The following is a 26140-nucleotide window of genomic DNA, read 5'->3' on the forward strand; positions in this document are numbered from 1 at the left end:
AGCACAGCTGAACCACGCCCGGCATGCGGCAATGCAGCAACAGCCGGCGGATTGTCGCTATCGGCTGCCGGTGTCCAGAACAATCAAAGAGTTGCGACGCATCGCTGACAGAACGGCGCACGAAGTAGTGACATGATCACGACAATCGCGCGCGGAACGGTTTTGTCCGTCGCGTGCCTGCGGCCGGGGTTGCGACAGGGGTCAGATCCCTTCGCAGAAGGGATCTGACCCCGGGCCATGCCCGACGGATTCGATCAGCCGTCCAGCGCCTGCCGCAGCGCGGCCACGGTAGCGGTGGCGGTCTGGCTCCAGTCCGGGTCCAGACCGCGCAGCGCCGGGTTCTGGAACTGCATCGCCGAGCGGCGCAGGCCTTTTGCGGAGGCGTGCAGTTCGGTACAGCCGGTCTGCCGCGCGACGGTTGCGATGTTGCCCGGGGCCAATCCGGCGCCAGCCATCACCGTGATGCGCCCCGCCGCCTGGGTGACCAGGCCCGCCAGCACATCGGCACCGGCCTCGGCGCTGGCCTGCCCGCCCGAGGTCAGCACGCGCTGGCAGCCCAGCCCGATCACCTGCTCCAGCGCCGCCGGCAGATCGCGGGCGGCGTCGAAGGCGCGATGGAAGGTCACCTGCAACGGCCCGGCGGCCTGCACCAGTTCCCGGCACAGCGCCAGGTCGATGCCGCCCTGCACGTCCAGCGCGCCGATCACCACACCATCGCAACCCAGCGCGCGGCACTGCGCGATGTCACGCAGCATCAGTTCGGTTTCCAGCGCGTCGTAGTGGAAGTCGCCCGGGCGTGGCCGCACCAGCACGAACAGCGGAATCGACAGGCGCTCGCGGGCCATCGCGATGCTGGCGAACGACGGCGTGGTGCCGCCCTCGGCCAGGTTGTCGAACAGTTCGATGCGGTCGGCGCCGCCAGCCTGCGCAGCCAGCGCCGAGGCCAGCGAGTTGCTGGCGATCTCCAGGGTCCGCCGCGTACTCACGCCTGGGTGCTCGTGTAGATCGACGGCGAGTCACGCAGGTCATCCTGGCGCTGCGCATCGCACACCGCATAGACGAAGCCACGATGCAGCGCGTAGGCGCCGACCTCGCCCTGCTTGTTCATGGCCAGGAAGCACACCTGCAACGTTCTGCTCGCTTCCGGGCGCTTGCGCACCACGCGGTCGATGGCTTCACGGCAGGCCTGCGCCGGTGAACGCCCCTGGCGCATCAGCTCGACCACCAGGAACGAAGCCGCGTTGCGGATCATCTCCTCACCCACACCCGAAGCAGTGGCCGCGCCGACGTCGTTGTCGACGTACAGGCCGGCGCCGATGATCGGACTGTCGCCAACGCGACCGTGCAGTTTCCACGCCATGCCGCTGGTGGTGCAGGCACCGGCCAGCCGGCCCTTGGCATCCAGTGCCAGCATGCCGATGGTGTCGTGGTTGTCGCTGTTGCCGGGAATGCCACGGCGCTCGGCATTGATCTGCGGCTGGTACTTCTCGGTCTTCAGCCACTCGCGCCAGGCCGCTTCGGCCTGCGGCGTCAGCAGATGCTTGCGCTCGAACCCCTGCTGCACCGCAAACTGCTGCGCGCCCTCGCCGACCAGCAGCACATGCGGGCTGTTCTCCATCACTTTGCGGGCCACCGACACCGGATGCAGGATGTCCACCAGCGCGGCCACTGCACCGCAACGGCCATCGCCGTCCATGATGCTCGCATCCAGGCTCAGCACGCCGTCGCGATCCGGATTGCCGCAATGGCCAACGGTGGGGTTGCACAGCTCGCTCTCGGCCCAGCGTGCGCCCGCCTCCACCGCATCCAGCGCGCTGCCCCCCTGCGCCAGCACCTTCCATGCGGTCTGGTTGGCCGGTACGCCGAAGTCCCAGGTGGAGACCACCCGGGCCCCACCCTGCGTGCGCGCCTGCACGCCCGGCAATGCCGCCATGCCTGCGACCAGTGCACCGGCCTGCAGGAACTGCCTGCGATCCACCATTTTCCCCTCCCAGTCTGCAATGCACGGCCGGCCCGATGCCAACCCTGCCGATCAGTCGTGCGTGGGCTGCCGTGCGGCGTGCCAGACCGCTGCGCCAAGCACGCCCAGCTGGCCATGCTCCACGCGCCACACCGGCACCTGGCGCAGCACCTCGGTCAGCACGCCCTTGTTGAGGAAGCGCTCACGGAAGCGGCCATCGGCCAGGAAATCCTGCACATGCGCGGAAATGCCACCGGCCAGGTACACCGAGCGCGCGCCGACGGCGATTGCCGCGTCGCCGGCCAGGCTGCCCAGCCACGCACAGAAGACCTGCAACGTTTCCACCGCCAGTGCATCCTCACCGCTACGCGCGGCACCGATCAGCGCCTCCGTACTGTTCCACACCGGGGTGACGCCGCGCAGTTCGCACAGGCACGGATACAGGTTCATCAGGCCGCTGCCGGACAGCACGCGTTCGTTGTCCACGTGCGGCCAACGCTGCAGCAGGCGGCCCAGCACCTGGAGTTCCAGCGCGTTGCCGGCGCCCAGCGCGGCATGACCGATCTCGCTGGCCAGCACCGGACGCTCGCCATCAGCGAAACGCAGCGCGGCGCCCAGCCCGGTACCCGCGCCCAGTACCAGCGCCGGGAAGGCCTGCGCCGGATCGGCGTCGCCGTTCAGTGGCACCAGGGTTTCCGGCTGCAGGTAGGGGATGGCCAGCGCCACCGCTTCGAAATCATTGATCAGCTGCAGTTCGTGCAGCCCGGACTGCGCGCGGGTGGCCGACAGCGAGACCGTCCACGGCAGGTTCGAGTTGATCAGCACATCGCCATCCAGCAGGCCAGCGATGGCGACCACCGCGGTCTGCACCGGTTGGCCGAGGCCGGCGGTGAAATCGGCCAGGATCGCGGCCAGGCTGGAATGCTCGGCACAGGCATAGGTACGGTGGCTGCCCAGCAGCGGCGTCTGGCCGGGTCGGGTTTCTGCCAGCGCGAGCCGGGCAAAGGTGCCGCCGACATCGGCGACGACCAGACGGCGCGGAAGACCGCCGCGGGCGGAGTCGGAGGAAACCGTTGACGCTGCTGCGATGGTCACGCTGGCCTGCTTGGATCGATTGAATCGCCCCGATTCTCAGGCATCGGGACGGCTTTGCCTAGCGCGCCGGTGGTTCAGGTGAACCTACATGCCTTCCTGTTCGGCCACCTGCACCCCATCCACCAGCACGCGCAGGCGCTGCGGGCGGAAGCCGGCGAACAGCAGCGGCCGGGTGCGCTCGACCAGCACTTCGTGGCCGGCGATGTGGCGCAGCCACGACTGTACCAGCGAGAACGAGAAGTGGGTGCCCGGATGCAGCGGGTGCTGCACCCAGACCTTCTCGGTGGCGCTCTGCAGCAGCATCGCGCCGGTGAACCAGTGGCGGCTGAGGGTCACCGGTGTGGTGCCGGCCATGAAGCGGATATCCATGCGGGGTCCTTTCGCTGGAGCGCTGGTGCGCGGGGGTCAGGGCTGGGCAGTCTGCAGGCTGTAGCTGGTGGTGGCGGTGAACACTGCGCCATCAGGCTGGGTGGAGCGTACCTCGACCTTATGGCTGCCCACTGCAAGATCGGTCGGCAGCGCGCCACGCCACAGGTGCGGCGATGCAGTGGCCTCCGGTGAACGGTCGTAGCCGCGCAGGCTGCTGGCCAGATCATCGGCCACGTTCTCCACCATCAGGCGAGGGTCGGGCTGGCTGACCTGCTTCATCGGCTGCCAGGCGCCGCCATCGACGCGGTACTCGACCACGCTCCGATCCTCGCCCATGTAGACGTTGGCGTAGACACCCCACGCCGGGTAGGCCCCCTGGCGCAGCACCTTCGGCGCGTGCAGGCCGATCTGCTCGCTGGCCTGCCTGCCGGCCACGCGGTACTGCAGGCGATAGCTGCCGTTGCCGGCCACGTCGAGCAATGCATAGCCCTTCGGCGTGCCGTCGCTCATGGTGCTGTCCGGCACGCCAGCGGCATTCTTCACGCCCGACCAGAACGCACCGCAGTTGGCACCGACGTTGTATTCGTGCAGCGGCTTGTCGCCGTTCCAGCCCTCGGCCTTACCGTGGTAGACGTGCTGCTGGGTGTGGCTGTGGCCGCTGAGCACCAGTACGTTGCGGAAGTCCTTCAGCAGGTCGAACAGGCGCTGGCGGTCAGCATGGCGGAAGGTCTCGCGCCCCGGCGCCGCGTCGAACAGCGGGATGTGCATGCCCAGCACCAGCAGGCGGTCCTTGTGCAGGCCCTTCAGGTAGCTGGCGAGGAAGGCGAACTGGTCTTCGCGCAGACCGCCGACGTACTTCGGCCTGGCCTTGGGGTCGTACACCACGTCGTCCAGGAACACGAAACTGGCGCCGCCCTCTTCCACCGCGTAGGTGTCCGGGCCGTAGATGTTGCGCCAGCTGTCCAGTGAGTGTTCGTCGCTGGCCGCATCGAAGTCGAGGTCATGGTTGCCCGGCACGTGGAACCACGGCACGCCGAGTTCGGTGGTGACCTTGTTGATCGCCGGGTACAGGGTCAGGTCGTCGTTGACGATGTCGCCCAGGGTGGTGCCCATGCGTGCCCTGGTCTGGCCGACCAGCGGCGCCACGATCGACTGCTGGTAGTAGCCGATGTCCTTCAGGCTGGCGGTCTGCGAATCGGTGAACACCAGCATCTGGAAACCACGGCGACTGTCATGGCGATCCGACTGCAGGGCGAAGTCCCAGTTGCGGGTGACGTCGCTGGTCGCGGCGATGCCGCCGTACTTCAGCGCCGGCGAGCCGGTCGGGCGGTAGTGGCGCCAGAACGAAGGCAGGCCGTCCGCCGCCTTCGGGAAGGCGTAGGCATCGGGCTTGATCACGAATACGGTCTGGCCGTCGCGCACCGGCAGGCTGTAGCTGCCGTCAGCGGCAGTCTTGACGATGGTCTCGCCGTTGGAAACCTGCACCCCGGCCAGGCCCGGATCGGTCGCACCGCGGCCGGGCTTGCCGTCACGCTCCAGATAGACCTTGCCGCTGACCACGGTGTCCGCGGCCCAGGCCGGCGAGGTCAGCAACAGGCAGCACAGCCAGGCGGCAGGCAGTTTCATGGGCGGTCCGGGAAAGAAAGACCGCCTATTGTAGATTCCGTTGATGACATCGCGCACGCGGTGACGCATTCCCGGTAGTGCCGGCCGCTGGCCGGCAACCTCATGATCGTCGGGCATCGGCTGGTTGCCGGCCAGCGGCCGGCACTACCACGCTTCAACGATGGCGTTTTTCCAGCACCGCGCGCGCATCATCCAGCGACAGCCCGCGCGCGCGCAGCAGCACCAGCAGGTGGTACAGCAGGTCCGACGCCTCGCCCAGCAATGCCTCATCATCCTGCGCCACGGCGGCCAATGCGGTCTCCACGCCCTCCTCACCCACCTTCTGCGCGATGCGGCGGATGCCGCCTTCAAACATGCTGGTGGTGTAGCTGCCGGGAGGGCGCTGCGCGTCACGCATGGCCACCAGCTGGCCCAGCCCACCCAGGAAATCCTTCGGCGCCTGGTCGAAACAGCTCTCGGCACCGGTGTGGCAGGTCGGCCCGGCCGGGCGCGCCATCACCAGCAGCGTATCGGCGTCGCAGTCGACACGGATCGACTGCACCACCAGCACGTTGCCGGACTGCTCGCCCTTGGTCCACAACCGCTGCTTGCTGCGACTGAAAAAGGTCATGTGGCCGATGGCCAGCGTAGCCGCCAGCGATTCGGCGCTGACATAGCCCAGCATCAGCACCTGCAGGGTATCGGCATCCTGCACCACGGCCGGCAGCAGGCCGTCGTCCTTGCCCCAGTCCAGCGCCTGCAGCGCATCCAGCGATGGCCTCACTTCAATAGACATCCCGCACCTCGATCTGCTGTCCGCGCAGGTAGCGCTTCAATTCTGGAATGGCGATGGCGCCGCTGTGGAACACACTGGCCGCCAACGCACCGTCGACGTCGGCCTGGTCGAAGGCGTCGGCGAAGTGCTCCATCGCTCCGGCACCACCGGAGGCAATCAGCGGCACCTGGCACAGCGCCCGCGCCTGCTGCAGCTGCACGACATCGTAGCCACGGCGCACACCGTCGCTGTCCATGCAGTTCAGCACGATCTCACCGGCTCCACGCCGTTGCGCTTCGACGATCCAGTCGAGCGTGCGCAGCGGCACCGCCTGGGTCTTGTCCGGATCGCCGCTGAAACGACGCACCCGCCATTGCCCGTCGGCCTCGCGCACCGAATCGACCCCCACCACAACGCACTGCACGCCGAACTCGTCCGCCAGCTCGGTGATCAGCTCCGGCCGGCCCAGCGCCGGCGAATTGATCGACACCTTGTCGGCACCGGCGAACAGCACGCGGCGCGCGGTTTCCACGCTGTCGATGCCACCGGCCACACAGAACGGAATGTCGATCAGGCGCGCGATGCGCTCGATCCAGGCGACGTCAACCGACCGTGCCTCGGGACTGGCGCCGATGTCATAGAACACCAGCTCGTCCGCGCCCTGGTCGCGATAGCGCTGTGCCAACTCGGCGATGTCGCCCATGTCGACGTGATCGCGGAAGCGCACGCCCTTGACCACGCGGCCATCGCGCACGTCCAGGCACGGAATGATGCGGCGGCTCAACATGCCAACGCCTCGCTCAGGTCCATGCGCTGCTCCAGCAGTGCCTTGCCGAGGATGGCACCGCCGCAGCCGGCAGCACGCGCCTCGGCCACATCGGCCACGTCACGGATGCCACCGGACGCCTGCACCGCCACACCCGGCAACAGCGCCGACAGGTGCTGGTACAGGCTGATGTTGGGCCCGGCCAGCATGCCGTCGCGGGCGATGTCGGTGCACAGCAGATGGCGCATGCCGGCGTGCGCGTAGCGCCGGGCCAGGTCATCCAGGGTCACCCCGGCGTTCTCGGTCCATCCGTGCACCGGCAGCTGCCATTGCCCCTGTGCGTCCTGGCGCGCGTCCAGCGCAATCGTGATGCGATCGGCGCCGAATTCCTCCAGCCAGCCGACCACTTCATCGGGACGACGCACCGCCAGCGAACCCACCACCACGCGGCCGGCGCCAGCTTCGAGGATGCGCGCCACATCGTCGCGGCCGCGCACGCCACCGCCGGTCTGCACCTGCAGCGGGGTCTGCGCGCGAATGGATGCCAACAGCGGCGCCAGCGTGTAGCCACCGGCCCGTGCGGCATCCAGGTCGACCAGGTGCATCCACTGCGCGCCCTGCGCGGCGAAGGCCTGCGCGCGCGGCACAGGGTCATCCCCATAGGAGGTTTCCTGCGCGTAGTCGCCCTGGCGCAGCCGCACCACGCGGCCGTCGCGGATATCCAGCGCGGGGTAGACGATGAAACTCATGCAGCAGTGCCCTCGAGGAAGTTGCGCAGCATCAGCGAGCCGGTCTCGCCGGAGCGCTCGGGATGGAACTGTGCGCCGTAGTAGCGCCCCTGCTCCACCACGGCGGTGAACAGGCCACCGTGGTCGCAGGCAGCGACGGTGTGGGTATTGAGCGGCGCCGCATAGCTGTGCACGAAGTAGGCGCTGGCGCGTTCCGGCACGCCCTGCAGCAACAACGATTCGCGCAGCGGCAGCAGGCGGTTCCAGCCCATGTGCGGCACGCGGATGCCACAGGCTGGCACCAGCTTGCGCACCACGCCTGGAACAAGCCCCAGTGTCTCTACGCCCGCTTCCTCGGAGCGTTCGAACAGCAGCTGCATGCCAAGGCAGATGCCCATCAGCGGCACCTCCAGTCGCTGCAGCGGTTCCACCAGGCCCTGAGCGTGCAGGCGCTGCATGCCGGGACCGGCGGCGCCGACGCCGGGCAGGATCACCCGCCGCGCACCAACCAGGCCGTCCGCATCGCGCACCAGCCGCACCGTCGCGCCCAGGCGCTCCAGTGCGTAGCGCACCGAGCCCAGGTTGGCGCCACCGGCATCGATCAGCGCAACATCGCTCACAACGCCCCCTTGGTACTCGGCAGTGCCGTGCCCTGCCGGGCCAGCGCCGGACGCAGCGCGCGCGCCAGCGCCTTGAAGCAGGCCTCCACCTTGTGGTGATCGTTGTCGCCACGCACCTGCAGGTTGAGGTTCAAACCGCTGGCATCGCACAGCGAACGGAAGAAGTGCGGCACCAGCTCGGTCGGCATATCGCCCACGCGCTCGCGCTTGAACTCGCCCTCGAACACGAAATAGGGGCGGCCGCTGAAGTCCAGCGCAGCGCTGGCCAGGGTCTCGTCCATGGGCAGGGTGAAGCCGTAACGGCCAATGCCGCGCTTGTCGCCCAACGCCTCGCGCAGGGCCTGGCCCAGGGCCAGCCCGGTGTCCTCGATGGTGTGGTGCTCGTCGATGTGCAGGTCACCCTCGGCCTGGATGTCCAGCGCGAAGCCGCCGTGCTTGCCGATCTGCTCCAGCATGTGGTCGAAGAACGGCAGGCCGGTGGCAATGCGTGCATCACCCGCGCGGTCCAGGTCCAGCTCAACGCGGATCTTCGTTTCTTTGGTGTTGCGCTGGACAACGGCGGTGCGCGGCGCGTCGGCCAGCGCATGGGCGATGCCCGGCCAGTCCCACTCCCCACCAAACTGCGCGGTGCGCAGCTGGAAACCACGGATGTTGAGGTTGGCGGCAAACTGCAGGTCGGTGATGCGGTCACCGACCATGCCCGAGCGTGCCCAGTCGATGCTGCGGTCCTGCAGGTAGGCGGTCATCAGGCCGATGCCCGGCTTGCGGGTCGGCGCATTGTCCTGCGGCCAGCTGGAATCGATCAGCACGTCACGGAAGGTGATGCCCTGGCTCTCGAAGATCTGCAGCATCAGGTCGTTGGGGCCATCGAAGCTGGCGCGCGGGTAGCTGTCGCTGCCGAGGCCATCCTGGTTGGTGACGATCACGAACTGGTAGCCGGCATCACGCAGCTTCAGCAGCGCCGGGATCACCTGCGGCACGAAGCGCAGCTTTTCGTAGGCGTCGATCTGGAAGTCGGACGGCTCCTCGATGAGGGTGCCGTCGCGGTCAATGAACAGGATCGGGGTCATGCTGCGGCCCTCCGCGCCGACAGGGCCGCAAGCACGCGGCCATTCTCTTCGGGGCTGCCGATGCTGATGCGCAGCGCATCACCCAGCTGCGGCGCAGCGCGCTGGTCGCGCACCACCACGCCTGCAGCCAGCAGCGTATCGAACGCGGACTGGGGATCGGCGAAGCGGACCAGCAGGTAGTTGCCGGCCGAGGCATACACCCGGCACACGCCGGGCAGGCCGGCCAGAGCTGCACGCAGGCGCTCGCGCTCGGCGATCACCGTGGTCACGCGCTCGGCGGTGCGCGCCAGCGCGGCCGGCTGCAGTGCCTGCACGGCCAGTTCCGCGCACGGCGTCGGTACCGGGTACGGCGCCTGGCAGCGACGCAGCAGGGCAATCAGCTCCGGGGCAGCGATCAGCGTGCCAACGCGGGCGGCCGCGAGCGCGTGCGCCTTCGACAGCGTGCGCAGCACCGCCAGATTGGCGTGCGCGGCCAGCAACGTGGTCGCCGAGGGCCGTTGTGCATACTCGACATAGGCCTCGTCCACCACGACCAGCGCCTGCCCGCGCAGCGCAACCGCCACGCGCTCGACCTCATCCAGGGCGATGTCACTGCCGGCCGGGTTCGACGGCGCACACAGGAACACCAGCTTGGCACCCTGCGCCTTGGCCGCGTCGATCACCGCATCCAGATCGGTGCGCAGTCCATCCTCGCTGTCCACCAGCGGCACTTCAATCAAGGCGGCACCCTGCAGGCGTGCGCAGACGGCGTACATGCCAAACACCGGCGGCGTGACCAGCACGCCATCGCGACCCGGCACGCACAGCGCACGCACCAGCAGATCAATGGCTTCGTCGCTGCCGCGACCGATCAGCAGCTGCTGTGGCGTCACGCCGTACAGCGCCGCCAGTCCCTCGCGCAGCGCGAGCGGCTGCGGCTCCGGATAGCGCCGGCTGCTGCCTGCGGTATCGGCCGCATTGGCCCAGGCCGACTCATTGGCATTCAACCAGACCTCGCCCTGCACCGCCGCGCTGCGTGCCGAGCTGTAGCCGGCGAAGGCCTGCAGGTCCGGGCGCACCAGTGCCAGCACCTCATCGATCGCCGCGCTCATGCCGCCACCTCCATGCGCAACGCAACGGCACGCTCGTGCGCATCCAGGCCTTCGGCACGGGCGATGATGCGCGCGCAGCCGCCGATCGCGGCCAGGCCGGCGGCGCTGGCGCTCTGCACGCTGATCAGGTTCTGGAAGCTGGCAACGCTCACGCCGCTGTAGGCACGCGCGGCACCGGCGGTGGGCAATACGTGGTTGGTGCCGCTGCAGTAGTCACCCAGTGCTTCGGGGGTGTAATCGCCCAGGAACACCGAGCCGGCCGCCTGCACCTTGTCCAGCCATGCGCGCGGATCACGCAGGGCCAGGATCAGGTGCTCTGGTGCATAGCGGTTGCTGATCGCGAACGCCTCGTCCAACGCATCGACCTGCACCAGCCGCGATGCCGACAGTGCCTGGCGCGCGATCTGCTGGCGCGGCAGCAGGGCCACCTGGCGCTCAACCTCGGCTTCGACCGCCGCCAGCATCACGGCGTCGTCGGTCAGCAGCAGCACCTGAGAATCCGGACCGTGCTCGGCCTGCGACAGCAGGTCGGCGGCGACGAACGCCGGATTGGCGCCAGCATCGGCAATCACCAGCACCTCCGAAGGACCGGCAGGCATGTCGATGGCGGCGGCGCCGTCCTGTGCGACCTGCTGCTTGGCTTCGGTAACGAAGCTGTTGCCCGGCCCGAACAGCTTGTCGCAGGCCGGAATGCTGGCCGTGCCATAGGCCATCGCCGCGATCGCCTGCGCGCCGCCCAGCTTGAACACGCGCTGCACGCCGGTCAGGCGGGCGGCTACCAGCACTGCCGGATCGGCACTGCCGTCGGCGCGCGGCGGGGTGCACAGCACCACCTGCGGGCAACCGGCCAGCTGCGCCGGCACGCCCAGCATCAACGCGGTGGACGGCAACGGCGCGCTGCCAGCCGGTACGTACAGGCCCACCCGGCCAATCGGCCGCAGCATGCGTTCGCAGACCACGCCCGGCGCGGTTTCAACTGCATAGCCTTTGCCCATGCCAGCGGCGTGGAAGCGCGCAATGCGTTCGGCGGCGTCCACCATCGCCTGTCGCAGTTCGGCGGGCACGGCGGCTTCGGCAGCGGCGAATTCGGCTTCGGAAACTTCAAACGAGGCCAGCTCGACGCCATCGAAACGCGCCGTAATTGCACGCAGCGCGTCGTCGCCCTGTGCACGCACCTGCGCGATCAGGGCCGCTACGGCATCGCGGGTCTGCTGCGCCACGGCCTGCACCGGGCGGGTCAATGCCGCGCTGCGCGCGGCCTCATCAAGTCGGGACCAGATCAGACGGTTCATGCCAGCGACCGCTCCACGCTCAATACCATCAGGCCCTGCGCGCCCGCACGCTCGAGTTCTTCCATGCGCTGCCAGCTCAGCGGGCCGGGGCACATGGTCTGCAGGCGCAGCGCGCCACCATCGGCCGGCAGCCGCACCAGCGGCTCGGCATCGGCCAGCAGCTGCGCCAGCGCGTCGACGCGATCTTCGCTGGCACGGAACATCAGCAGCTTGCGGTCCTGGCGCTGCACCACGCCGTCGAGGCGGCGCAGCAGCATCGCGCGCAGCGATGCACGTGCGTCATCCGGCACGCGCACCGCACCAGCCAGCACCGCCTCGCTGTCGAGCAGGTTGTGTACCGGGGTCAACTGGTTGGCACGCAGCGTGGCGCCGCTGGAGACCAGATCGCAGATCAGGTCGGCGGTACCCAGGCGCGGGGCGATTTCCACCGACCCGGACAGCTCGACCACCTGCGCGTCCACGCCCTGCTCCGCCAGCCACTGCTTGAGGATGGCCGGGTAGCTGGTGGCGATGCGGGTGCCGGCCAGCTGCGCCGGACCCTGCCACTGCCATTCCTCGGGCACCGCCAGCATCAGCCGGCACTGGCCGAAGCCCAGCCCGCGCAGCGCCTGGTAGGCGTCCGGCAGGCCGATCTGGCGGCGTGCTGCGGCCTGCTCGTCCAGTTCATTGCGACCGACGATGCCGAGGTCGCAGACGCCATCGGCGATCAGGCCGGGGATGTCGTCGTCGCGCACCAGCAACAGGTCCACCGGCAGCGATTCGCCGTAGCAGAACAGCTTGTCGCGGCTCTCGCGCCAGCTCAGACCACAGGCGCTGAGCAGGTTGCGGGCGGGCTCGGCCAGCCGGCCGCTCTTCTGGATGGCGATACGCAGCCGGTCTCGTGCCGGCGCTGCCTGGGATGCACTCATGGGGGAGGTCTCGAAGTTCGGAACGGGGCGCGGATCAGCGCGAAGCAAGGCGGTCGATGGCGGCGGCATAGCCTCGATGGCCGTGCTCGAGCGTGCGTGCCACCCGTCCGGTGGTGGTCACGCTGACGCCGGTGCGCTCGTGGATCTCGCGGTACGGCACGCCCTGCTGCAGCAGCGGCACCACCTTCCAGCGGTCGGCCATGGCCTCCAGCTCGGCCGGGGTGCACAGGTCGCGCAGGAATGCCTCGACCTGCTCCGGCTCGCGCAGCGCGGCAAAGGCCCGGGCCAGGGCTTCCAGGTCGGCCTTCGGGTCTTTGGCGGCAATCTCGGGGCGGGCTTTCACGGGGTCGGGTCCATGCATCAATGTAATAGCGCGTTAGTACATTAACGCATTCTTGCGCAGTGCGTCAAATCGGAGCCTCATGGGGTCAGATCCGTTTTCCAGAGGAAAACGGATCTGACCCCTGGACCGGATGCCGGAAATGCAGAACGCCCACCAAAGGGCGGGCGTTCTGCTTTCAAATCAACAACCTGGCTCGACTCAGGGCAGGCAACGCACCTCCGCCTGCAGCGTCCCGCGCCGCGGGCACTCCCCGAACAGGCTGCCCTGCCGGCTCGGCAGGGACTGGATGTTCTGCAACGCCCCTGCACCCGCCGGGCACGTCCGCGAGGCCAGGGCCCGCAGGTCGCCCTCAAGCTGCGCGCGGTCGATCACGTGACAGCGATCAACCTGCAGCCGGTACTGCGCCGGGCCCAGCCGATCACTGCGCAGCACCGGGTCACTCTGGCAGCCCGCCAACAGGAGCACGGTGAGTACCCCTGCGACGGCCGGCTTCACACCATCGCCCTGGACTGCTCCAGCTCCACCAGCAGGGTGCTGGCCAGCTCGTCGCGCGACACTTCGAACTGCTGCTCACGCAGCAGGTCCTTTACCGCCACCACGCCGCGCGCGAGCTCGTCTTCACCGGCCAGCACCACGAAGCGGATGCCGGCCTTGGCCGCGTACTGGAACTGCTTGCCGATCTTCTTCGGCTCCATCTGCACTTCGGTATTGATGCCACCGGCGCGCAGGCGGCGCGCGATGTCCAGCGACTGCGGCATGCCCTGCTCGTCCATCAGCGCCACCAGCGCCTGCACGCTGCTGGCTTCGATGCCGTCGATCAGGCCCGCCTCGCGCAGCTGCCAGAACAGGCGCGACAGGCCGATGGAGATACCCACGCCCGGCAGCTTCGACTTGCTGTAGTGGCTGGCCAGGTCTTCGTAACGGCCGCCCGAACAGATCGAGCCGATCTGCGGGTGGTCGGTCAGCGTGGTCTCGTAGACGGTGCCGGTGTAATAGTCCAGGCCGCGCGCAATGGAGAAGTTCAGGCAGTATGCGGTTTCCGGCACGCCCAGCGCCTGCACCAGCTGCAGCACTTCGCGCAGTTCGGCGACGCCGGTACGCAGGATCTCCGAAGAACCGGCGCCGGCTTCCAGCGTGGCCAGCTGCGCCAGCGCATCGGCATGGCCCTGCGAACGCACAGCGACGAAGGCCAGGATCTTCTCGACCTGTTCTGCCGGGATGTTGAAGCCCTCGCCCACCAGCGTCTCGCGAACGTAATCGGCGCCACGCTTGTCCAGCTTGTCCACTTCGCGCAGCACCGCCAGCTGGCGCTCGCCTTCAGCCACGCCCAGGCTCTCGAAGAAGCCGCGCATCAGCTTGCGGTTGTTCAGCTGGATGCTGAAGTCACCGATGCGCAGTTCCGAGAACACCGCATGGATGACCGCCAGCACTTCAGCGTCGTACCGCACGCTCAGGCTGTCCTTGCCGATCACGTCGATGTCGCACTGGTAGAACTCGCGGAAACGACCGCGCTGGGCACGCTCGCCGCGGTACACGCGCTGCATCTGGTAACGGCGGAACGGGAAGGTCAGTTCGTGTTCGTGCTCGGCCACGTAGCGTGCCAGCGGCACGGTCAGGTCGAAGCGCAGCGCCATTTCCGGCAGCGAACGGTCGCCCGACTCGGCCGCGTTGGCCAGCGCGCCGGTGGACTGCACGAAATACACCTGGCGCTCGGTCTCACCACCGGACTTGGTCAGCAGCACGTCGGACAGCTCGAACACCGGCGTCTCCACCGGCAGGAACCCGAAGCGCTCGTAGTTGCGGCGGATGACGTCCAGCATGCGCTGGAACGCAATCTGCTCGCGCGGCAGCAGCTCAAGGGTGCCGGGCGGGGTACGGGGCTTGATCACGGGCGGAACTCCTGCTGGAACGGGACGTGGGAGGGGGCAACATTCTAGCGCCCCCGCCTCGGGCAGGGTCGAACGGCCGCTTGAAGTATCATAAGGCCCTCCCCGCCCGCGATACGCCCCCCGCAACATGTCACGGCCTTCCGGCGCTCCGCCCGCCACCAACGATCCCGCCTCGCCGTCCTGCACCACGCTGGACTGCCTGCACTGCTCGGTTCGGCACCTTGCGGTGTGCTCGGCGCTGTCGCCAGACGAAGTGCAGGCGCTGGAACAGGTCACCGTCTCGCAGCAGGTCAGCATGGGCAGCACGCTGGCCCGCACCGGCGAAGAGCGCGACCATGTCTATACATTGACCGCCGGCGCACTGCGCCTGGTGCGCACCCTGGCCGACGGCCGGCGCCAGATCAACGGTTTCGTGCTGCCCGGCGACTACCTGGGCCTGAGCGGCAGCGACCACCACCGCTACGACATCGAGGCCATCGCCGACAGCCGCGTGTGCCGTGTCGCGCTGCCACAGATGAAGGCCCTGCGCAGCCGCTTCCCGCACCTGGAGCGCAAGCTGCTGCAGCGCGCCTGCCAGGAACTGGATGCCGCACAGGATGCTGCGCTGGCGCTGGCACGCCTGCAGCCGGCCGAGAAGCTGGCCGATTTCCTGCTGCGCCTGGCCGCGCGCGAGGCCAAGCTGGGGGGCGACGGCCTGCGCGTGTCGCTGCCGATGGGCCGCGGCGATATCGCCGACCATCTGGGCCTGACCATGGAAACGGTCAGCCGCACCTTCACCAAGCTGCGCCAGCAGGGGCTGATCGCCCTGCCCCACCTGAACGTGGTGGAGATCCTCGACGAGGATGGGCTGCGCACGCTGGCCGGTGAAGGGTTGATCTGACCGTATCGCGGTTGGTTGGGTTGCCGGCCAGCGGCCGGCACTACCGGAAGGATGCAACACGGGTGGTGCCGGCCGCTGGCCGGCAACCGCCTCCATCTGCGATCAACGCAGCAACACCTCGCGCAACGCCGCGTAATCCGCCGCCAATGGTTCGGCGTGCGCCGGTCGCTGCAGCAACGCATCCAGCGCAGGCGGCACCGCCACCGTTTCGCCGATCAGCGGCTCGACCACAGCCTCGAACTTGGCTGGATGCGCCGTAGCTACCACCGCCCAGTCGCCCTTGGCACCGCGCGCGCGCAGATCCTGCAGCACCTTCACCGCCGTCGCCGTGTGCGGGCAGAACAGCTCGCCGCGGCTGGCATGCGCTGCGGCAATCGTCGCGCGGATGGTCACGTCATCCACCGCGAACGCGCGGAAAGCTGCACGCAGCTCTGCGTCGTCGCCGTGGTAGAGCCAGCGCAGTCGCTCGAAGTTGCTCGGCGCACCCACGTCCATTGCATTGGCCACCGTCGCCACACTGGCCTGCGGCTGGTAGTCGCCACCATTGAAGTACGCCGGCAGCACGGCATTGGCATTGGTGGCCAGCACGATCTGGCCGATCGGCACGCCCAGCGCGCGCGCCAGCACGGCCGCCATCGCGTTGCCCAGATTGCCGGTCGGCACCACCAGGTTGAGCCGGCGACGATGCGCGGCGTAGTGGGTCAACGCTGCATGCGCGTAGTAGCTCATCTGCGGCAGCAGTCGGCCCAGGCTGATGCTGTTGGCCGAGCTCAACGGCACCTGCGCCTGCAGTTCGCGGTCGGCCAGCGCCTGCTTGACCATCGCCTGGCAATCGTCGAATACGCCCGTCACGCGCAGGGCCTGGATGTTGTCGCCGAAACAACCGAGCTGATGCGCCTGGCGCGGAGACACGCGGCCCTCCGGATACAGCACCACCACGCGCACGCCCGGCTGGCGATGGAAGGCCGCCGCAACGGCGGCACCCGTATCGCCGGACGTGGCGACGACGATCGTCAGATCGCGATCCTTGCCGACCTGCAGCCGCGACAGCGTACCGGCCAGGAAGCGCGCGCCGATATCCTTGAATGCCGCCGTCGGCCCATGGAACAGCTCCAGCACATGGTCACCCTCGCCGAGTGCACGCAGCGGCACCGGGAAGTCGAACGCTTCGCGGCAGATCCCCGGAAGCGCAGTCTCAAGTGCGTCGCCCGCAAACAACGGTGCCAGCAGATCGGCGGCGGTATCGGCCAGGGTCGCCCCGGCCTGCAGCTTGCGCGCGGCCGACAGATGCGCGGGAACATACAGCCCGCCATCGGGCGCCAATCCAGCGGCGATCGCCGCGCTGAGGCCAACGGCGGGAGACTGCCCGCGTGTCGAAACAAATTGCATGGGATCGGTTTCCAGAGAAGGGGAAGGATTCAGCACAGCCGGGCTCCCGGCGCATCCAGCGGCGATACCCAGGCGTCACTGTCGAAGCCGGCCGCAGCGAACGCTGCCTGCACCGGCGCCACGGCGGCACGGGCCTGGTCGGCATCCTCGAACCAGGCGAACACACTGGGTCCGGCACCGGAGATGCCCGCGCCCATTGCATGGGCCGACAGCGCTGCATCACGGGCGGCCTCGAAGCCGGCAATCAATCCGGCCCGTCGCGGTTCGACCAGCACGTCGCGCAGCCCCGCGCGTACCAGCGTCGCATCACTGCGATGACAACCACTGAGCACCAGCGCGAGGTTCGCGCTCTGGGCCACGAACTCGCCCAGCGCATAGCTGCCCTGCAGGGCCTGGCGGGCACGGCGCGTTTCCAGCACCGCGTGCGGATGCACCAGCAGGCTGTGCCAGCTGGCAGGCACCGGGACCGGCAACAGGCGATCGGCCGTACACAGCGCCAGGCCACCCAGCAGCAGCGGGCCGACGTTGTCACCGTGACGGCCACCACTGGCCACCGCCTCACCGTCCAGCGCGTAGGGGTACAGCGCCTCGCGCGGCAACGGGGCCTGCAGCAGCGCATTGGCGGCGACCAGCGCCGCGACACTCGACGCTGCCGAACCGCCCATGCCGGAACCGAACGGGATGCCCTTGTCGATCTCGACCGCGAAACCGAAATCCAGGCCCAGGCCTTCGCGCAGCGACATCAGCGCAGCCCCGGCGGTGTTGCCGGCGGCGTCCAGTGGCAGCGCGACAGCACTGCCACGGATCGCATCGATCCGCACCGCCGGCTCGTCGATGCGGCGCACGCTCACGGTATCGCCGATACCGGCAATGGCATGGCCGAGAATGTCGAAGCCCACTGCCACGTTGGCCACCGAGGCAGGCGCGAACGCACGTGCGATCACAGCCGCGCTCCTTCACCGGCGGCGACCCGCAGCAGGTCCGCGAACACACCCGCTGCCGTCACCTCCGGACCCGCACCCGGCCCCTGCACCACCAACGGGTTGTCGCAGTAGCGACGGGTGCGGAACTGCACCACGTTGTCGGTCAGCCGCAGGTTGGCGAAGGCATGATCGGCCGGCAGTTCCTGCAGCCCCACCGAGGCGCCGTCGGCACCCAGCTGTGCCACATAGCGCAGCACCGCGCCACGCGCCCGCGCATCCTGCAGGCGTTGCAGCAGGCTGGCGTCGGACTCGCCCAGCCGCGCCATGAAGTCATCCACGCTGCCCTCGCGCAGCAGCGCCGGCACCAGGCTTTCCACTTCCACCTGCTCAAGACTGAGCGCGTGGCCGGCTTCGCGGGCCAGGATCACCAGCTTGCGCGCCACGTCCACGCCCGAAAGATCGTCACGCGGGTCCGGCTCGGTGTAGCCCATCGACCGCGCCTGCGCGACCAGCTGCGAGAATGGCTGGCTGCCATCGAAGCGGTTGAACAGCCAGGCCAGCGTGCCGGAGAAGATGCCTTCGACGGCCAGCACCTCGTCACCGGTATCGACCAGGTCACGCAGCGTGGTGATCACCGGCAGGCCCGCGCCCACCGTGGCCTCGTAGCGGAAACGCGCGCCACTGGCCGCCGCGGCGGCGCGGATGCGCTGGTAGCGCGGCAGCGGCCCGGCGCCGGCCTGTTTGTTCGGGGTGACCACGTGGATGCCGGCTGCCAGCCAGCCCTCATAGCGCTCGGCCACCTCGGCACTGCCACTGCAGTCGATCACCACCGCATGCGGCAGGTGCGCGGCCAGCAGGTGTTCGGTGAAGCGATCCAGATCGCTGGGCTCACCCGCCTGCTGAAGGGCTTCGCGCCAGTCGGCATGCAGCCCATCCGCATCCAGCCGCATGCGCGAACGCGAGGCCAGTGCGCGCAGGCGCAGGTCGACATTGGCCTTGGCCAGCAACTGCGGGCGCGCGGCCAGCAGCTGGTCCAGCAGCGCGGCACCGACGTTGCCAGGCCCGATCACGCCCACCGCGAAGGTCTGCGGCGACAGCCAGAAGCCGGCATGCGCGGCGCGCAGGGCGCGGGTGGCATCGGCACTGTCCACCGCCACCGAAATGTTGCGCTCGGACGAACCCTGCGCGATTGCCAGGATGTTCACCTGCGCGCGGCCCAGCGCCTCGAACAGGCGCGCCGCCACGCCAGGTTGGCCGGCCATGCCGTCGCCCACTGCCGCCAGAACGCTGACGCCCTCGCTGACCTGCACGCGCTGCACCTGGCCCACCGACAGCTCATGCGCAAACGCATGCAGCAGCGCCTCGCGGCCACGTGCAGCTTCGGCGGCGCGCACCACGCAGCAGATCGAATGTTCCGACGAACCCTGCGAGATCATCACCACCGACACCTGCGCCTGGCGCAGGGCAGCGAATACGCGCTCTGCAGTGCCTGGCACGCCGATCAGGCCGGTGCCTTCCAGGTTCAACAGGGCCAGGCCCGGGCTCAGGGTCAGGCCCTTTACCGGCCCACGCGGCGAGCGCTCGGCACTGATGCGCGTACCCGGATGCGCCGGTTGGAACGTATTGCGGATGAAGATCGGCAGGCCCAGGCGGATCGCCGGCGACATCGTCTGCGGGTGCACCACTTTGGCGCCGAAGTAGGCCAGTTCGCAGGCCTCGTCGTAGCTGAGCGATTCGAGCTGCACGGCTTCGGGTACCAGCCGCGGGTCGGCTGACAGCACGCCGTCGACGTCGGTCCAGATGTGCAGTTCATCGGCATTGAACAGCGCGGCGAAGATCGCGCCGGAGTAGTCACTGCCGTTGCGGCCCAGGGTGGTGATGCGGTCATCACGGTCACGCGCGACGAAACCGGTGGCGACCAGGCGCGGCTGAGGATGTTGAAGGCGCCATTGCGCGAGGCGGTCGGCGCTGGCTTCCCAGTCGACATCGACGCCCAGCTCGCCATGCCCGACCACCAGCACATCGCGCGCATCGAGCACCGCACAGTCTTCGCCCAAGGCGCGCAGGTGGGTGCCAAGCAGCTGCGCGGAGAACACTTCGCCCAGGCCCTGCACGCGGTCCAGCACCTCGCGCGGCAGCTCGCCGATCACCGCCAGCGCCGCCAGCACTTCGGCCAGCTGATCGAAGCGGGCGTCGATCCATTCGACCGTCTCGCCGACCTGCTCGCCCAGCAGCGCCACGGCGGCGCCACGGTGGCGCGCGCGCAGGGCATGCCAGGCCTCGCGCCAACCCTGGTCACCCTTTGCCGCCAGCTGCGCCAGATCGATCAGCGCGTCGGTGACCCCCTTCATCGCCGAGACGACAGTGACCTGCAGCGACTCAGGACGGGCCAGCAGCAGGCCGGCAACATGGCGATAGCGTTCGGCATCGGCCACCGAGGTGCCGCCGAACTTGTGCACGACAGTGGACGGTGCAGCCAGATCGGCCGGGGCAACGGGATGGGCGGGGGCGTGGGAAGACATGCAGACCTCGGTAGGAGGCCCCGTCGCATGCAGGTGTCGAGTTTCCCCGCCACCTGGATGGTGCGGGGCCGTGGTTTTCGGGAGTTACACGAAGACGACGGGCCGCACCAGGGCAGTGGTGACGGTGGTGGTGGTAATGGTGGTGGTGGCGACCGGCGCAGTCGGACGGCCCGCAATGGCGGGGGCGATCAGGCTGGCGTGGGCGGCATCAAGGACCATGACGCACAGAAAACACTGTGCGCCGGTCCGCTGTCAAGTGCTGCGATGCAAAAAATCATTGCGGCGATCATCGGCCAACGTGCCGGCATTTGGTTGCATCTGAGACCAAGCCGGTATCAGCACGCTTGACGCCCACATTCAGCCTGCATGTTCGGCGATCGCCCGTGGCGAGCGATGGGCATGCGCGCACAGCATCACGCCGGCCACCAGGAACACGATCGCCAGCGCCTCCAGCAGCGAGGGCCAGCGCTGCTGCCAGGCGAAGGCATACGCCAGCGCGAACAGCGTCTCGAACACGATCATCTGCCCGGTCAGGGTCAATGGCAGCAGGCGGCTGGCACGGTTCCAGAACGCGTTGCCGAGGATCGAGGCCACCACTGCCACGCCGGCGCTGATCGCCCAGAAGCCACTCCACTGCGCCGCGGTGTGGGTACCGCTGTGGCCGATGAAGGCCATCGGCACCAGCAGCAGGGCCAGGCCGCCAGTGGTGACGCCGGTCAGCAACGACCAGTCGTGGCTGGACAGGTCCGGCCGGCGCGCCAGCCAACGACTGTTGCCGATCGAGTACAGCGCCCACGAGAACAGCGCGCCGAACGCACAGAGCAGGCCAATCAGGCGCTGCCGCCACGGTGTTGCGAGGTGTTCGGACATCAATGCTTCCCAGCCCACCAGCGCCACGCCGAGCACGCACAGGCCCAGCGCCGGCAGCAGCTGCTTCAACGGCACCGCGCCCTGCTCGCGCACGCCAACCACAGTGACCACCACCGGAATCAGGCCGACAATCAATGACGCCGCCGCGCCACCGGCCCACTGCACCGCCGTGGCCAGCAGCAGGAAGTACACCAGGTTGCCGGCCAGGCTCAGCCACAGCAGCCCGAACCATTCGGCGCGGCCCAGCCGCGGTGCCAGCCGCTTCCAGCGCGGCAGCAGCAGAGCGATGGCAATCAGGCCATAGACCAGGTAGCGACCGGCGGACAGTTGCAGGGCATTGAACGACTGCAGCACGGCGGGCGCGAGAAAGACCACGCCCCACAGCGCGCCAGCGGCAACGCCATTGGCGATGCCCAGGGCCATCGGGTTGTTGCGCATTCGGGTTCTTCGGGGGAAGAGAACGGGCCGCGCAGTGTAAGCGCTGGCCAGCGGGCGCTCTTGACCGAGGCTATTGCCTTGTCATCTCTGTAGAGCCGAGCCAATGCTCGGCTGCGATTGGCCGCTGTGCAGATAAGGGCAGCCGAGCGTGGGCTCGGCTCTACAGGTCAGATGGCGCCCCTGCGCCAGGCGGCCGGCGTCTGCCCGCACTCACGACGCAGCGCACGGGTCAGTGCACTCTGCTCGGAATAGCCTGCCGCCAGCGCGATATCGCTGATCGGCGCCGCACTGGTACGCAGCTGGTGCTTGGCCCAACGCAACCGGCTTGCACTGAGCCAGGCCTGCGGGCTCAGCCCGAACTCCGGCTGGAACAGCGCATGCAACCGGCTTTCGCTGACGCCGACGAAGGCGGACATGCGTGCTACCGGCCACGCCTGGCCCGGATCAACCTGCACCGCCGCGCACAGGCCCTGCAGGCGCGCACCACTGCCCGCCGGTGCGAACACCTGGAGCAGCTGCGGCAACAGGGCCGGCAGTGCCTGGCCCTCACACACCTGCGCCAGGCGCTGTCGCAGCGCCAGTGGCAGATGCAGCCAGCGCTGGCGGCACAGGTGTTCCTGGGTACCGTCATCGAGCACACCCGGGGGGCAGTCGACGATCACGAAAGCATTCGGGCCATCGGCCATCTGGTCGTGTGCTTCGCCAGCCGCGACGAAGGCCCCCTGCAGCAGGTCCAGGCGACCACCGCGGCCTTGCATCTCGAACTGCAGTTCGCCCTGCAGCGGCAGCACCCACTGCGCGTAGTCATGACGGTCCAGGCCGGTGGCCTGGCCGTAGTGCCGCAGGTGGAAGATCGCGCCCATATGACGAGTGTGCGCGTGCTGGCATTTCCCTGCAACGCGGCCCCGGCACCGGCCATGCTATGTTCCAGCCAGTTACAGACGCAGGGATGGCAGGATGAACAGCATGATCCGATTGCTTCCGCTGGCACTGGCCAGCGCCTTACCCCTGGCCGCCCTGGCCCAGGCGCCATCCGCGCCATCGGCCGCCGAGCGCATCGCACCTGCACCGCACTGCCTGGACGCACGTGACGTACGCCAGGTCGAGCAGGAGACACCGACCGCCATCGCGGTCCGTGATGGCAGGGGCCAGGCCTTCCGCATCGACTTCAGCGCAGCCTGCCCGGGTGTCAACGAAGCCAGCGCACTGCGGCTGGAGGCGCCTTCGGGCTGGGCCTGCGGCCGCCCCAGTGAACAGGTGATGGTGGATGGCCGCCGCTGCGGCGTCGGCAGTGTCACCCCCATCGACAACCGGGAGTTCGCCAGCACCGCTCGCCAGAGCAGCCGCCTGTACGCGGCCACCCTGCCGCCGGTGAACGTGACCGCCACAGGCAAGCCCAGCCGTGGCGGCAGCAGCCCGCGCCATACCTTCCAGGCCTCGCCAGCGTTCTGCTTCGCCACCCGCCATGTGCGCAGCTGGAACGAGGATCCGCAAGGCGTGGTGGTGGAGACCAATCCGCGCCGCAATGGCGGCAATCGCTACTACCGCGTCGAACTGGCCGGCAGCTGCTCGATCCTGGCCGGGGCGACCTCGGTGGAATTCCAGTCCGGTTTCCAGAACGGCCTGATCTGTGGCAATCCGGGCGATCGCATCGTGGAGACGCCGTCCGGAATCCCCGGCGACATGCGCGCCAGCACGCCGCGCTTCGCCCGCCCGGGCTGCAGCGTGCTGGCGGTCTATCCGAAGGACGCGCCGGACCAGGCCTCGCGCTAGCCGTCCACGCCGAGGAAGGCGAACGGTGCACTGGGTACGAAGTGACCCAATGCATCGCCGGCGAACGTGTTGCGCTGGTCCTTGCCAAGGTCGAGCTTGAGCACTTGGCCGCCGAAATCGACCTTGTTCAGATCGATCCAGAAGGTGTTGGGGGTCAGCGCCGATTCGAAGAAGTACAACCGCCGCTTGTGGTCGGCCACCGTGCGCCAGCGCGTCGATGAGATGTTCGGCTCGCCCGGCGTGGTGATGCCATACGGCACCGACGCATTGCGGATCACGCTGAACACGCTGGCCAGCGCTTCCACCGGGTCCTCGGCCTTGGGAATGGCATTGATGTAGAACGACGCACGCGCGAAGCGGTCGGACGAGCGGTTGGTACCTGGCAGCATCACCGTGCCACCGATCTGCTGCCAGTAGCTGTTGAGTGCAAGCTGCTGCTCGAAGATCGGCGAGTTGGTCATCACCTGGTAGCGCCGGTCATGGTGGATCACCTGGCGCCCCCCGATGTACTCGACGATGGCACTGTCGCCGCTCGCGTCGGACAGCGACAGATGCAGCGTTGCCTGGCGGTCCTCGCCCGGCACCTTGTCGGTGACGATCGAGTACGGCTCACGCTTCAGCGCCGCCACTGCCTCATCCACGGTCGCGAAATTGTCCAGCACATACTGCGCCCACAGCGAAATCGCCAGTCCCGGCTTGTTGCCGCGCTGCTGCGGATACTCCGATTCGACCAGCCACAGCAGGTTGGCCACCAGGCCCTTCTCGTTCATGCCATCGGTGGTCGACACGTCGTAGCCGGTGGCCACCACCGAACCATAGCGCGCTGTCCAGGCCAGCGACTTCGGTCCGGCCTGGCCGGTGCGCGCGATGCCGCGCGGTAGCACGTAGAGATTGGTGGCCACGTCGACCTTCCAGTCCATCGAGCGTGCGGTGATCACATCACCGTTGTCACCCAGGTACACCGCGCGCGTGCAGGCCAGCGCCGGTGCCACCGCAGCGGCCAGTGCGACCGCCAGCATTGCCCTGCCCGTCCACTTCATCCGTACCATGTCGTTGTGCTCCTTTCCCCGTGAACCCCGGATCTGACCGCACGCAGGGTGACACAGGGGTGAAGCCTCAGCGTACGACCCGATCGTGCAGCCAGAAACCTGCAAGCATCGCAGGCACGAACCACAGCGCTTCACGCGATGCGACTGCCAGCCCGGCGATGGCCGGTCCCGGGCAATAGCCAGCCCATCCCCAGCCGATACCGAACAGTGCGGCGCCCAGCAGCAGGCGCGCATCGACATCACGCGCACTGGGCAGCTGGAAGCGCACCGCGAACCACGGCTGCGCGCGGCGCAGCACCCAGCGCTGGCCGACCGCACTGACCAGCAGCGCCGAGCCCAGCACCCACACCAGGGTGGGATCGAAATCACCCGCAATGTCGAGGAAGCCGAGCACACGGCGCGCGTCGGTCATCCCCGAAAGCGCCAGCCCCGCACCGAACAGCGCACCCGCCGCTGCCGCGGCCCCTGTCGCGCGGCTCATGCCAGGCCTCCGCCGTGGCGGATGAGGAACGTCGTCAGCATCGCGCAGGCCATGAACACCAGCACCGCCAGCAGCGAGCGCTTCGAGCCGCGAGCCATGCCACAGACGCCGTGACCACTGGTACAGCCACTGCCCAAGCGGGTGCCGAAGCCCACCAGCAGGCCGGCGCCGATCAACTGCCAGGCAGGCGAGGCATCGCGCAACTGTACCCGCGGCAACGCTTCGGGCAGCGACTGCCACCACAGCACCAGCCCGGCCGCCGCGAGCAGGCCAGACAGGAAGGCCCAGCGCCATCCGCGCTCGCCTTCCGCTGCGCGCAGGCTGCCTGCGGCGATCCCGCTGATACCGGCCACACGCCCGAGGGTGGCGAGCAACAGCACTGCGGCGGCGCCGATCAACCCACCGCCGGCCACCGCAGTCCACGGCAGGTTCATGCCCTGCCCTCATTCACGCCCTTCATGGGATTGTCCTTTTATTTAGATTTATCTAAATTAGACACGTCTAAACAAAAAGGTCAACCATGCCCAGCACCCCGCTCGACAGTGCCGCGATGGCCAAGCACGCCGCGCAGGCCGCTGCCCTGCTCAAGCGCCTGGCCCATCCTGCCCGCTTGCGCGTGCTGTGCCGCCTGGTCGAAGGCGAAGCGCCGGTACCGGAGCTGCAGGCGCTGACCGGATTGAGTGCGTCCGCGCTGTCGCAGCACCTGGCTGTGCTGCGCGATATGGACATCGTGGCGACCCGGCGCGAAGCACAGGCCATCCACTACCGCATGCAGGAAGGGCCCGCATTGGGCGTGCTGCAGGCGCTGCATGCCGCCTATTGCGGCGGCGGCGCCTCGGGCTGACGCTCAGCCGGCGTGCAGTGCTGGCTGCACAACGTTGTCGAGCAGGTCCACCGGCGTCGGCGCGGAGCGATCACCCTGCAGCGTACGGGTAAAGCCCGACCAGTCACAGGATGACAGCTGGCGCAACAGCGCCTCCTCCACCGGCAGCGCGCGCATCGACCAGTACGGAAACTGGCGCTGGCCCAAGCGGCCGCGCGCCAGTTCAATGATGTCGATATGGCTGCCGGCCTGCAGGATGCGTTCGTAGACCGAACCGATGCCATCCGGCGGCCCTTCGATGTACTGCAGGAAACGCCCGCCGTCGTGCAGCAGCACGCCGGTCACGCCGGCCATCTTGTTGAAGCGGGCCGCATCGTCGACCAGCGCCTGCAGCCGTCGAGCGGAGAGATCCGGCAGCGCCCGGCTGACATAGGCGATCGCACGCAGTGGCATGGTGCTTCCTTGGCAATATCTGCCGCCA

29 protein-coding genes are annotated in these 26140 nt (G+C 68.5%); 4 read left to right on the top strand and 25 right to left on the bottom strand.

Features of this window, described 5'->3' with window-relative positions; all coding sequences use genetic code 11:
* Positions 1-254 precede the first annotated feature (254 nt).
* The 16 genes from VG556_RS03000 to hisS form a co-directional block, all read right to left on the bottom strand.
* On the bottom strand, positions 255-986 hold the full coding sequence (locus VG556_RS03000; RefSeq protein WP_100449951.1) for a copper homeostasis protein CutC: 732 nt from the start codon (positions 984-986) through the stop codon (positions 255-257).
* Complete coding sequence (locus VG556_RS03005; RefSeq protein ID WP_100449950.1) at positions 983-1981, bottom strand: N(4)-(beta-N-acetylglucosaminyl)-L-asparaginase; 999 nt, start codon at positions 1979-1981, stop codon at positions 983-985. Before VG556_RS03005 ends, VG556_RS03000 begins: the two co-directional genes overlap by 4 nt.
* Before the next feature lie 51 nt (positions 1982-2032).
* Complete coding sequence (locus VG556_RS03010; RefSeq protein WP_100449949.1) at positions 2033-3055, bottom strand: glucokinase; 1023 nt, start codon at positions 3053-3055, stop codon at positions 2033-2035.
* Between the two features lie 84 nt (positions 3056-3139).
* Positions 3140-3424, bottom strand: coding sequence for a hypothetical protein (locus tag VG556_RS03015; RefSeq protein WP_005409434.1), 285 nt, complete (start codon positions 3422-3424; stop codon positions 3140-3142).
* A 36-nt stretch (positions 3425-3460) separates the two neighbouring features.
* Positions 3461-5050 carry a calcineurin-like phosphoesterase C-terminal domain-containing protein gene (locus tag VG556_RS03020; RefSeq protein ID WP_100449948.1) on the bottom strand — a complete coding sequence of 530 codons (1590 nt, stop codon included), beginning with the start codon at positions 5048-5050 and terminating at the stop codon, positions 3461-3463.
* A 154-nt stretch (positions 5051-5204) separates the two neighbouring features.
* Complete coding sequence (gene hisIE, locus VG556_RS03025; RefSeq protein WP_100449947.1) at positions 5205-5825, bottom strand: bifunctional phosphoribosyl-AMP cyclohydrolase/phosphoribosyl-ATP diphosphatase HisIE; 621 nt, start codon at positions 5823-5825, stop codon at positions 5205-5207.
* Positions 5815-6591, bottom strand: a complete 777-nt coding sequence (gene hisF, locus VG556_RS03030; RefSeq protein WP_014646953.1) for an imidazole glycerol phosphate synthase subunit HisF — start codon at positions 6589-6591, stop codon at positions 5815-5817. The genes hisIE and hisF overlap by 11 nt, the downstream gene beginning before the upstream one ends.
* Positions 6585-7319: a 1-(5-phosphoribosyl)-5-[(5-phosphoribosylamino)methylideneamino]imidazole-4-carboxamide isomerase gene (hisA, locus tag VG556_RS03035; RefSeq protein ID WP_100449946.1), complete on the bottom strand. Its 735-nt coding sequence runs from the start codon at positions 7317-7319 to the stop codon at positions 6585-6587. The genes hisF and hisA overlap by 7 nt, the downstream gene beginning before the upstream one ends.
* The gene (gene hisH / locus VG556_RS03040) at positions 7316-7918 is read right to left on the bottom strand and encodes an imidazole glycerol phosphate synthase subunit HisH (RefSeq protein WP_100449945.1); all 603 of its coding nucleotides are present in this window, start codon (positions 7916-7918) and stop codon (positions 7316-7318) included. Before hisH ends, hisA begins: the two co-directional genes overlap by 4 nt.
* The gene (gene hisB, locus VG556_RS03045; RefSeq protein WP_014646950.1) at positions 7915-8988 is read right to left on the bottom strand and encodes a bifunctional histidinol-phosphatase/imidazoleglycerol-phosphate dehydratase HisB; all 1074 of its coding nucleotides are present in this window, start codon (positions 8986-8988) and stop codon (positions 7915-7917) included. The genes hisH and hisB overlap by 4 nt, the downstream gene beginning before the upstream one ends.
* On the bottom strand, positions 8985-10079 hold the full coding sequence (hisC, locus tag VG556_RS03050) for a histidinol-phosphate transaminase (protein ID WP_100449944.1): 1095 nt from the start codon (positions 10077-10079) through the stop codon (positions 8985-8987). Before hisC ends, hisB begins: the two co-directional genes overlap by 4 nt.
* Entirely contained in the window at positions 10076-11371 is a 1296-nt protein-coding gene (gene hisD, locus VG556_RS03055) for a histidinol dehydrogenase (protein ID WP_032957995.1), read from the bottom strand. The genes hisC and hisD overlap by 4 nt, the downstream gene beginning before the upstream one ends.
* Positions 11368-12279: an ATP phosphoribosyltransferase gene (gene hisG, locus VG556_RS03060; protein ID WP_049406503.1), complete on the bottom strand. Its 912-nt coding sequence runs from the start codon at positions 12277-12279 to the stop codon at positions 11368-11370. Before hisG ends, hisD begins: the two co-directional genes overlap by 4 nt.
* A gap of 34 nt (positions 12280-12313) precedes the next feature.
* Positions 12314-12622 (bottom strand): YerC/YecD family TrpR-related protein, encoded by a 309-nt coding sequence (locus tag VG556_RS03065; RefSeq protein WP_005416326.1) that lies wholly within the window; start codon positions 12620-12622, stop codon positions 12314-12316.
* A gap of 198 nt (positions 12623-12820) precedes the next feature.
* Positions 12821-13117 carry a hypothetical protein gene (locus tag VG556_RS03070; RefSeq protein WP_049440823.1) on the bottom strand — a complete coding sequence of 99 codons (297 nt, stop codon included), beginning with the start codon at positions 13115-13117 and terminating at the stop codon, positions 12821-12823.
* Complete coding sequence (hisS, locus tag VG556_RS03075) at positions 13114-14511, bottom strand: histidine--tRNA ligase (RefSeq protein ID WP_100449943.1); 1398 nt, start codon at positions 14509-14511, stop codon at positions 13114-13116. The genes VG556_RS03070 and hisS overlap by 4 nt, the downstream gene beginning before the upstream one ends.
* 127 nt (positions 14512-14638) lie before the next feature.
* On the opposite strand from hisS, the gene VG556_RS03080 reads away from it, so the two are divergent.
* Entirely contained in the window at positions 14639-15391 is a 753-nt protein-coding gene (locus tag VG556_RS03080) for a Crp/Fnr family transcriptional regulator (RefSeq protein ID WP_010482595.1), read from the top strand.
* A 102-nt stretch (positions 15392-15493) separates the two neighbouring features.
* On the opposite strand, the gene thrC is transcribed toward VG556_RS03080, so the two are convergent.
* Genes thrC through thrA form a run of 3 tightly spaced genes read right to left on the bottom strand, consistent with a single transcriptional unit; the run spans position 15494 to position 20225 of the window.
* On the bottom strand, positions 15494-16780 hold the full coding sequence (thrC, locus tag VG556_RS03085) for a threonine synthase (protein WP_049406510.1): 1287 nt from the start codon (positions 16778-16780) through the stop codon (positions 15494-15496).
* Between the two features lie 29 nt (positions 16781-16809).
* Positions 16810-17724, bottom strand: coding sequence for a homoserine kinase (locus VG556_RS03090; RefSeq protein ID WP_049406512.1), 915 nt, complete (start codon positions 17722-17724; stop codon positions 16810-16812).
* On the bottom strand, positions 17721-20225 hold the full coding sequence (gene thrA / locus VG556_RS03095) for a bifunctional aspartate kinase/homoserine dehydrogenase I (RefSeq protein ID WP_100449942.1): 2505 nt from the start codon (positions 20223-20225) through the stop codon (positions 17721-17723). Before thrA ends, VG556_RS03090 begins: the two co-directional genes overlap by 4 nt.
* Positions 20226-20252: 27 nt before the next feature.
* On the opposite strand from thrA, the gene VG556_RS03100 reads away from it, so the two are divergent.
* Complete coding sequence (locus VG556_RS03100; RefSeq protein WP_162292848.1) at positions 20253-20573, top strand: hypothetical protein; 321 nt, start codon at positions 20253-20255, stop codon at positions 20571-20573.
* A 9-nt stretch (positions 20574-20582) separates the two neighbouring features.
* Here VG556_RS03100 and VG556_RS03105 read toward each other — a convergent pair whose 3' ends face one another.
* Together VG556_RS03105 and VG556_RS03110 are read right to left on the bottom strand one after the other, a co-directional pair.
* Positions 20583-21533 carry a DMT family transporter gene (locus tag VG556_RS03105; protein WP_032957678.1) on the bottom strand — a complete coding sequence of 317 codons (951 nt, stop codon included), beginning with the start codon at positions 21531-21533 and terminating at the stop codon, positions 20583-20585.
* A 167-nt stretch (positions 21534-21700) separates the two neighbouring features.
* A complete protein-coding gene (locus VG556_RS03110; protein ID WP_049406514.1) occupies positions 21701-22396 on the bottom strand; it encodes a helix-turn-helix transcriptional regulator in 696 nt (231 codons plus the stop codon).
* Between the two features lie 103 nt (positions 22397-22499).
* Between VG556_RS03110 and VG556_RS03115 the strand changes: the two genes are divergently transcribed.
* Positions 22500-23306, top strand: a complete 807-nt coding sequence (locus tag VG556_RS03115) for a DUF6491 family protein (protein WP_049406516.1) — start codon at positions 22500-22502, stop codon at positions 23304-23306.
* On the opposite strand, the gene VG556_RS03120 is transcribed toward VG556_RS03115, so the two are convergent.
* The 3 genes from VG556_RS03120 to VG556_RS03130 form a co-directional block, all read right to left on the bottom strand.
* Complete coding sequence (locus tag VG556_RS03120; RefSeq protein WP_014646937.1) at positions 23303-24355, bottom strand: linear amide C-N hydrolase; 1053 nt, start codon at positions 24353-24355, stop codon at positions 23303-23305. The two genes, VG556_RS03115 and VG556_RS03120, sit on opposite strands and share 4 nt — an antisense overlap.
* 67 nt (positions 24356-24422) lie before the next feature.
* Positions 24423-24836: a DUF6691 family protein gene (locus tag VG556_RS03125; protein ID WP_014646936.1), complete on the bottom strand. Its 414-nt coding sequence runs from the start codon at positions 24834-24836 to the stop codon at positions 24423-24425.
* The gene (locus tag VG556_RS03130; protein WP_049406518.1) at positions 24833-25270 is read right to left on the bottom strand and encodes a YeeE/YedE family protein; all 438 of its coding nucleotides are present in this window, start codon (positions 25268-25270) and stop codon (positions 24833-24835) included. The genes VG556_RS03125 and VG556_RS03130 overlap by 4 nt, the downstream gene beginning before the upstream one ends.
* An 86-nt stretch (positions 25271-25356) precedes the next feature.
* On the opposite strand from VG556_RS03130, the gene VG556_RS03135 reads away from it, so the two are divergent.
* Complete coding sequence (locus VG556_RS03135) at positions 25357-25680, top strand: ArsR/SmtB family transcription factor (protein ID WP_049406519.1); 324 nt, start codon at positions 25357-25359, stop codon at positions 25678-25680.
* Between the two features lie 3 nt (positions 25681-25683).
* Here VG556_RS03135 and VG556_RS03140 read toward each other — a convergent pair whose 3' ends face one another.
* The gene (locus VG556_RS03140; RefSeq protein ID WP_049406521.1) at positions 25684-26112 is read right to left on the bottom strand and encodes a BLUF domain-containing protein; all 429 of its coding nucleotides are present in this window, start codon (positions 26110-26112) and stop codon (positions 25684-25686) included.
* Positions 26113-26140 lie beyond the last annotated feature (28 nt).

Origin of the sequence: Stenotrophomonas sp. CASM106, assembly GCF_049384825.1 — a bacterium.
GTDB lineage: Bacteria > Pseudomonadota > Gammaproteobacteria > Xanthomonadales > Xanthomonadaceae > Stenotrophomonas > Stenotrophomonas muris.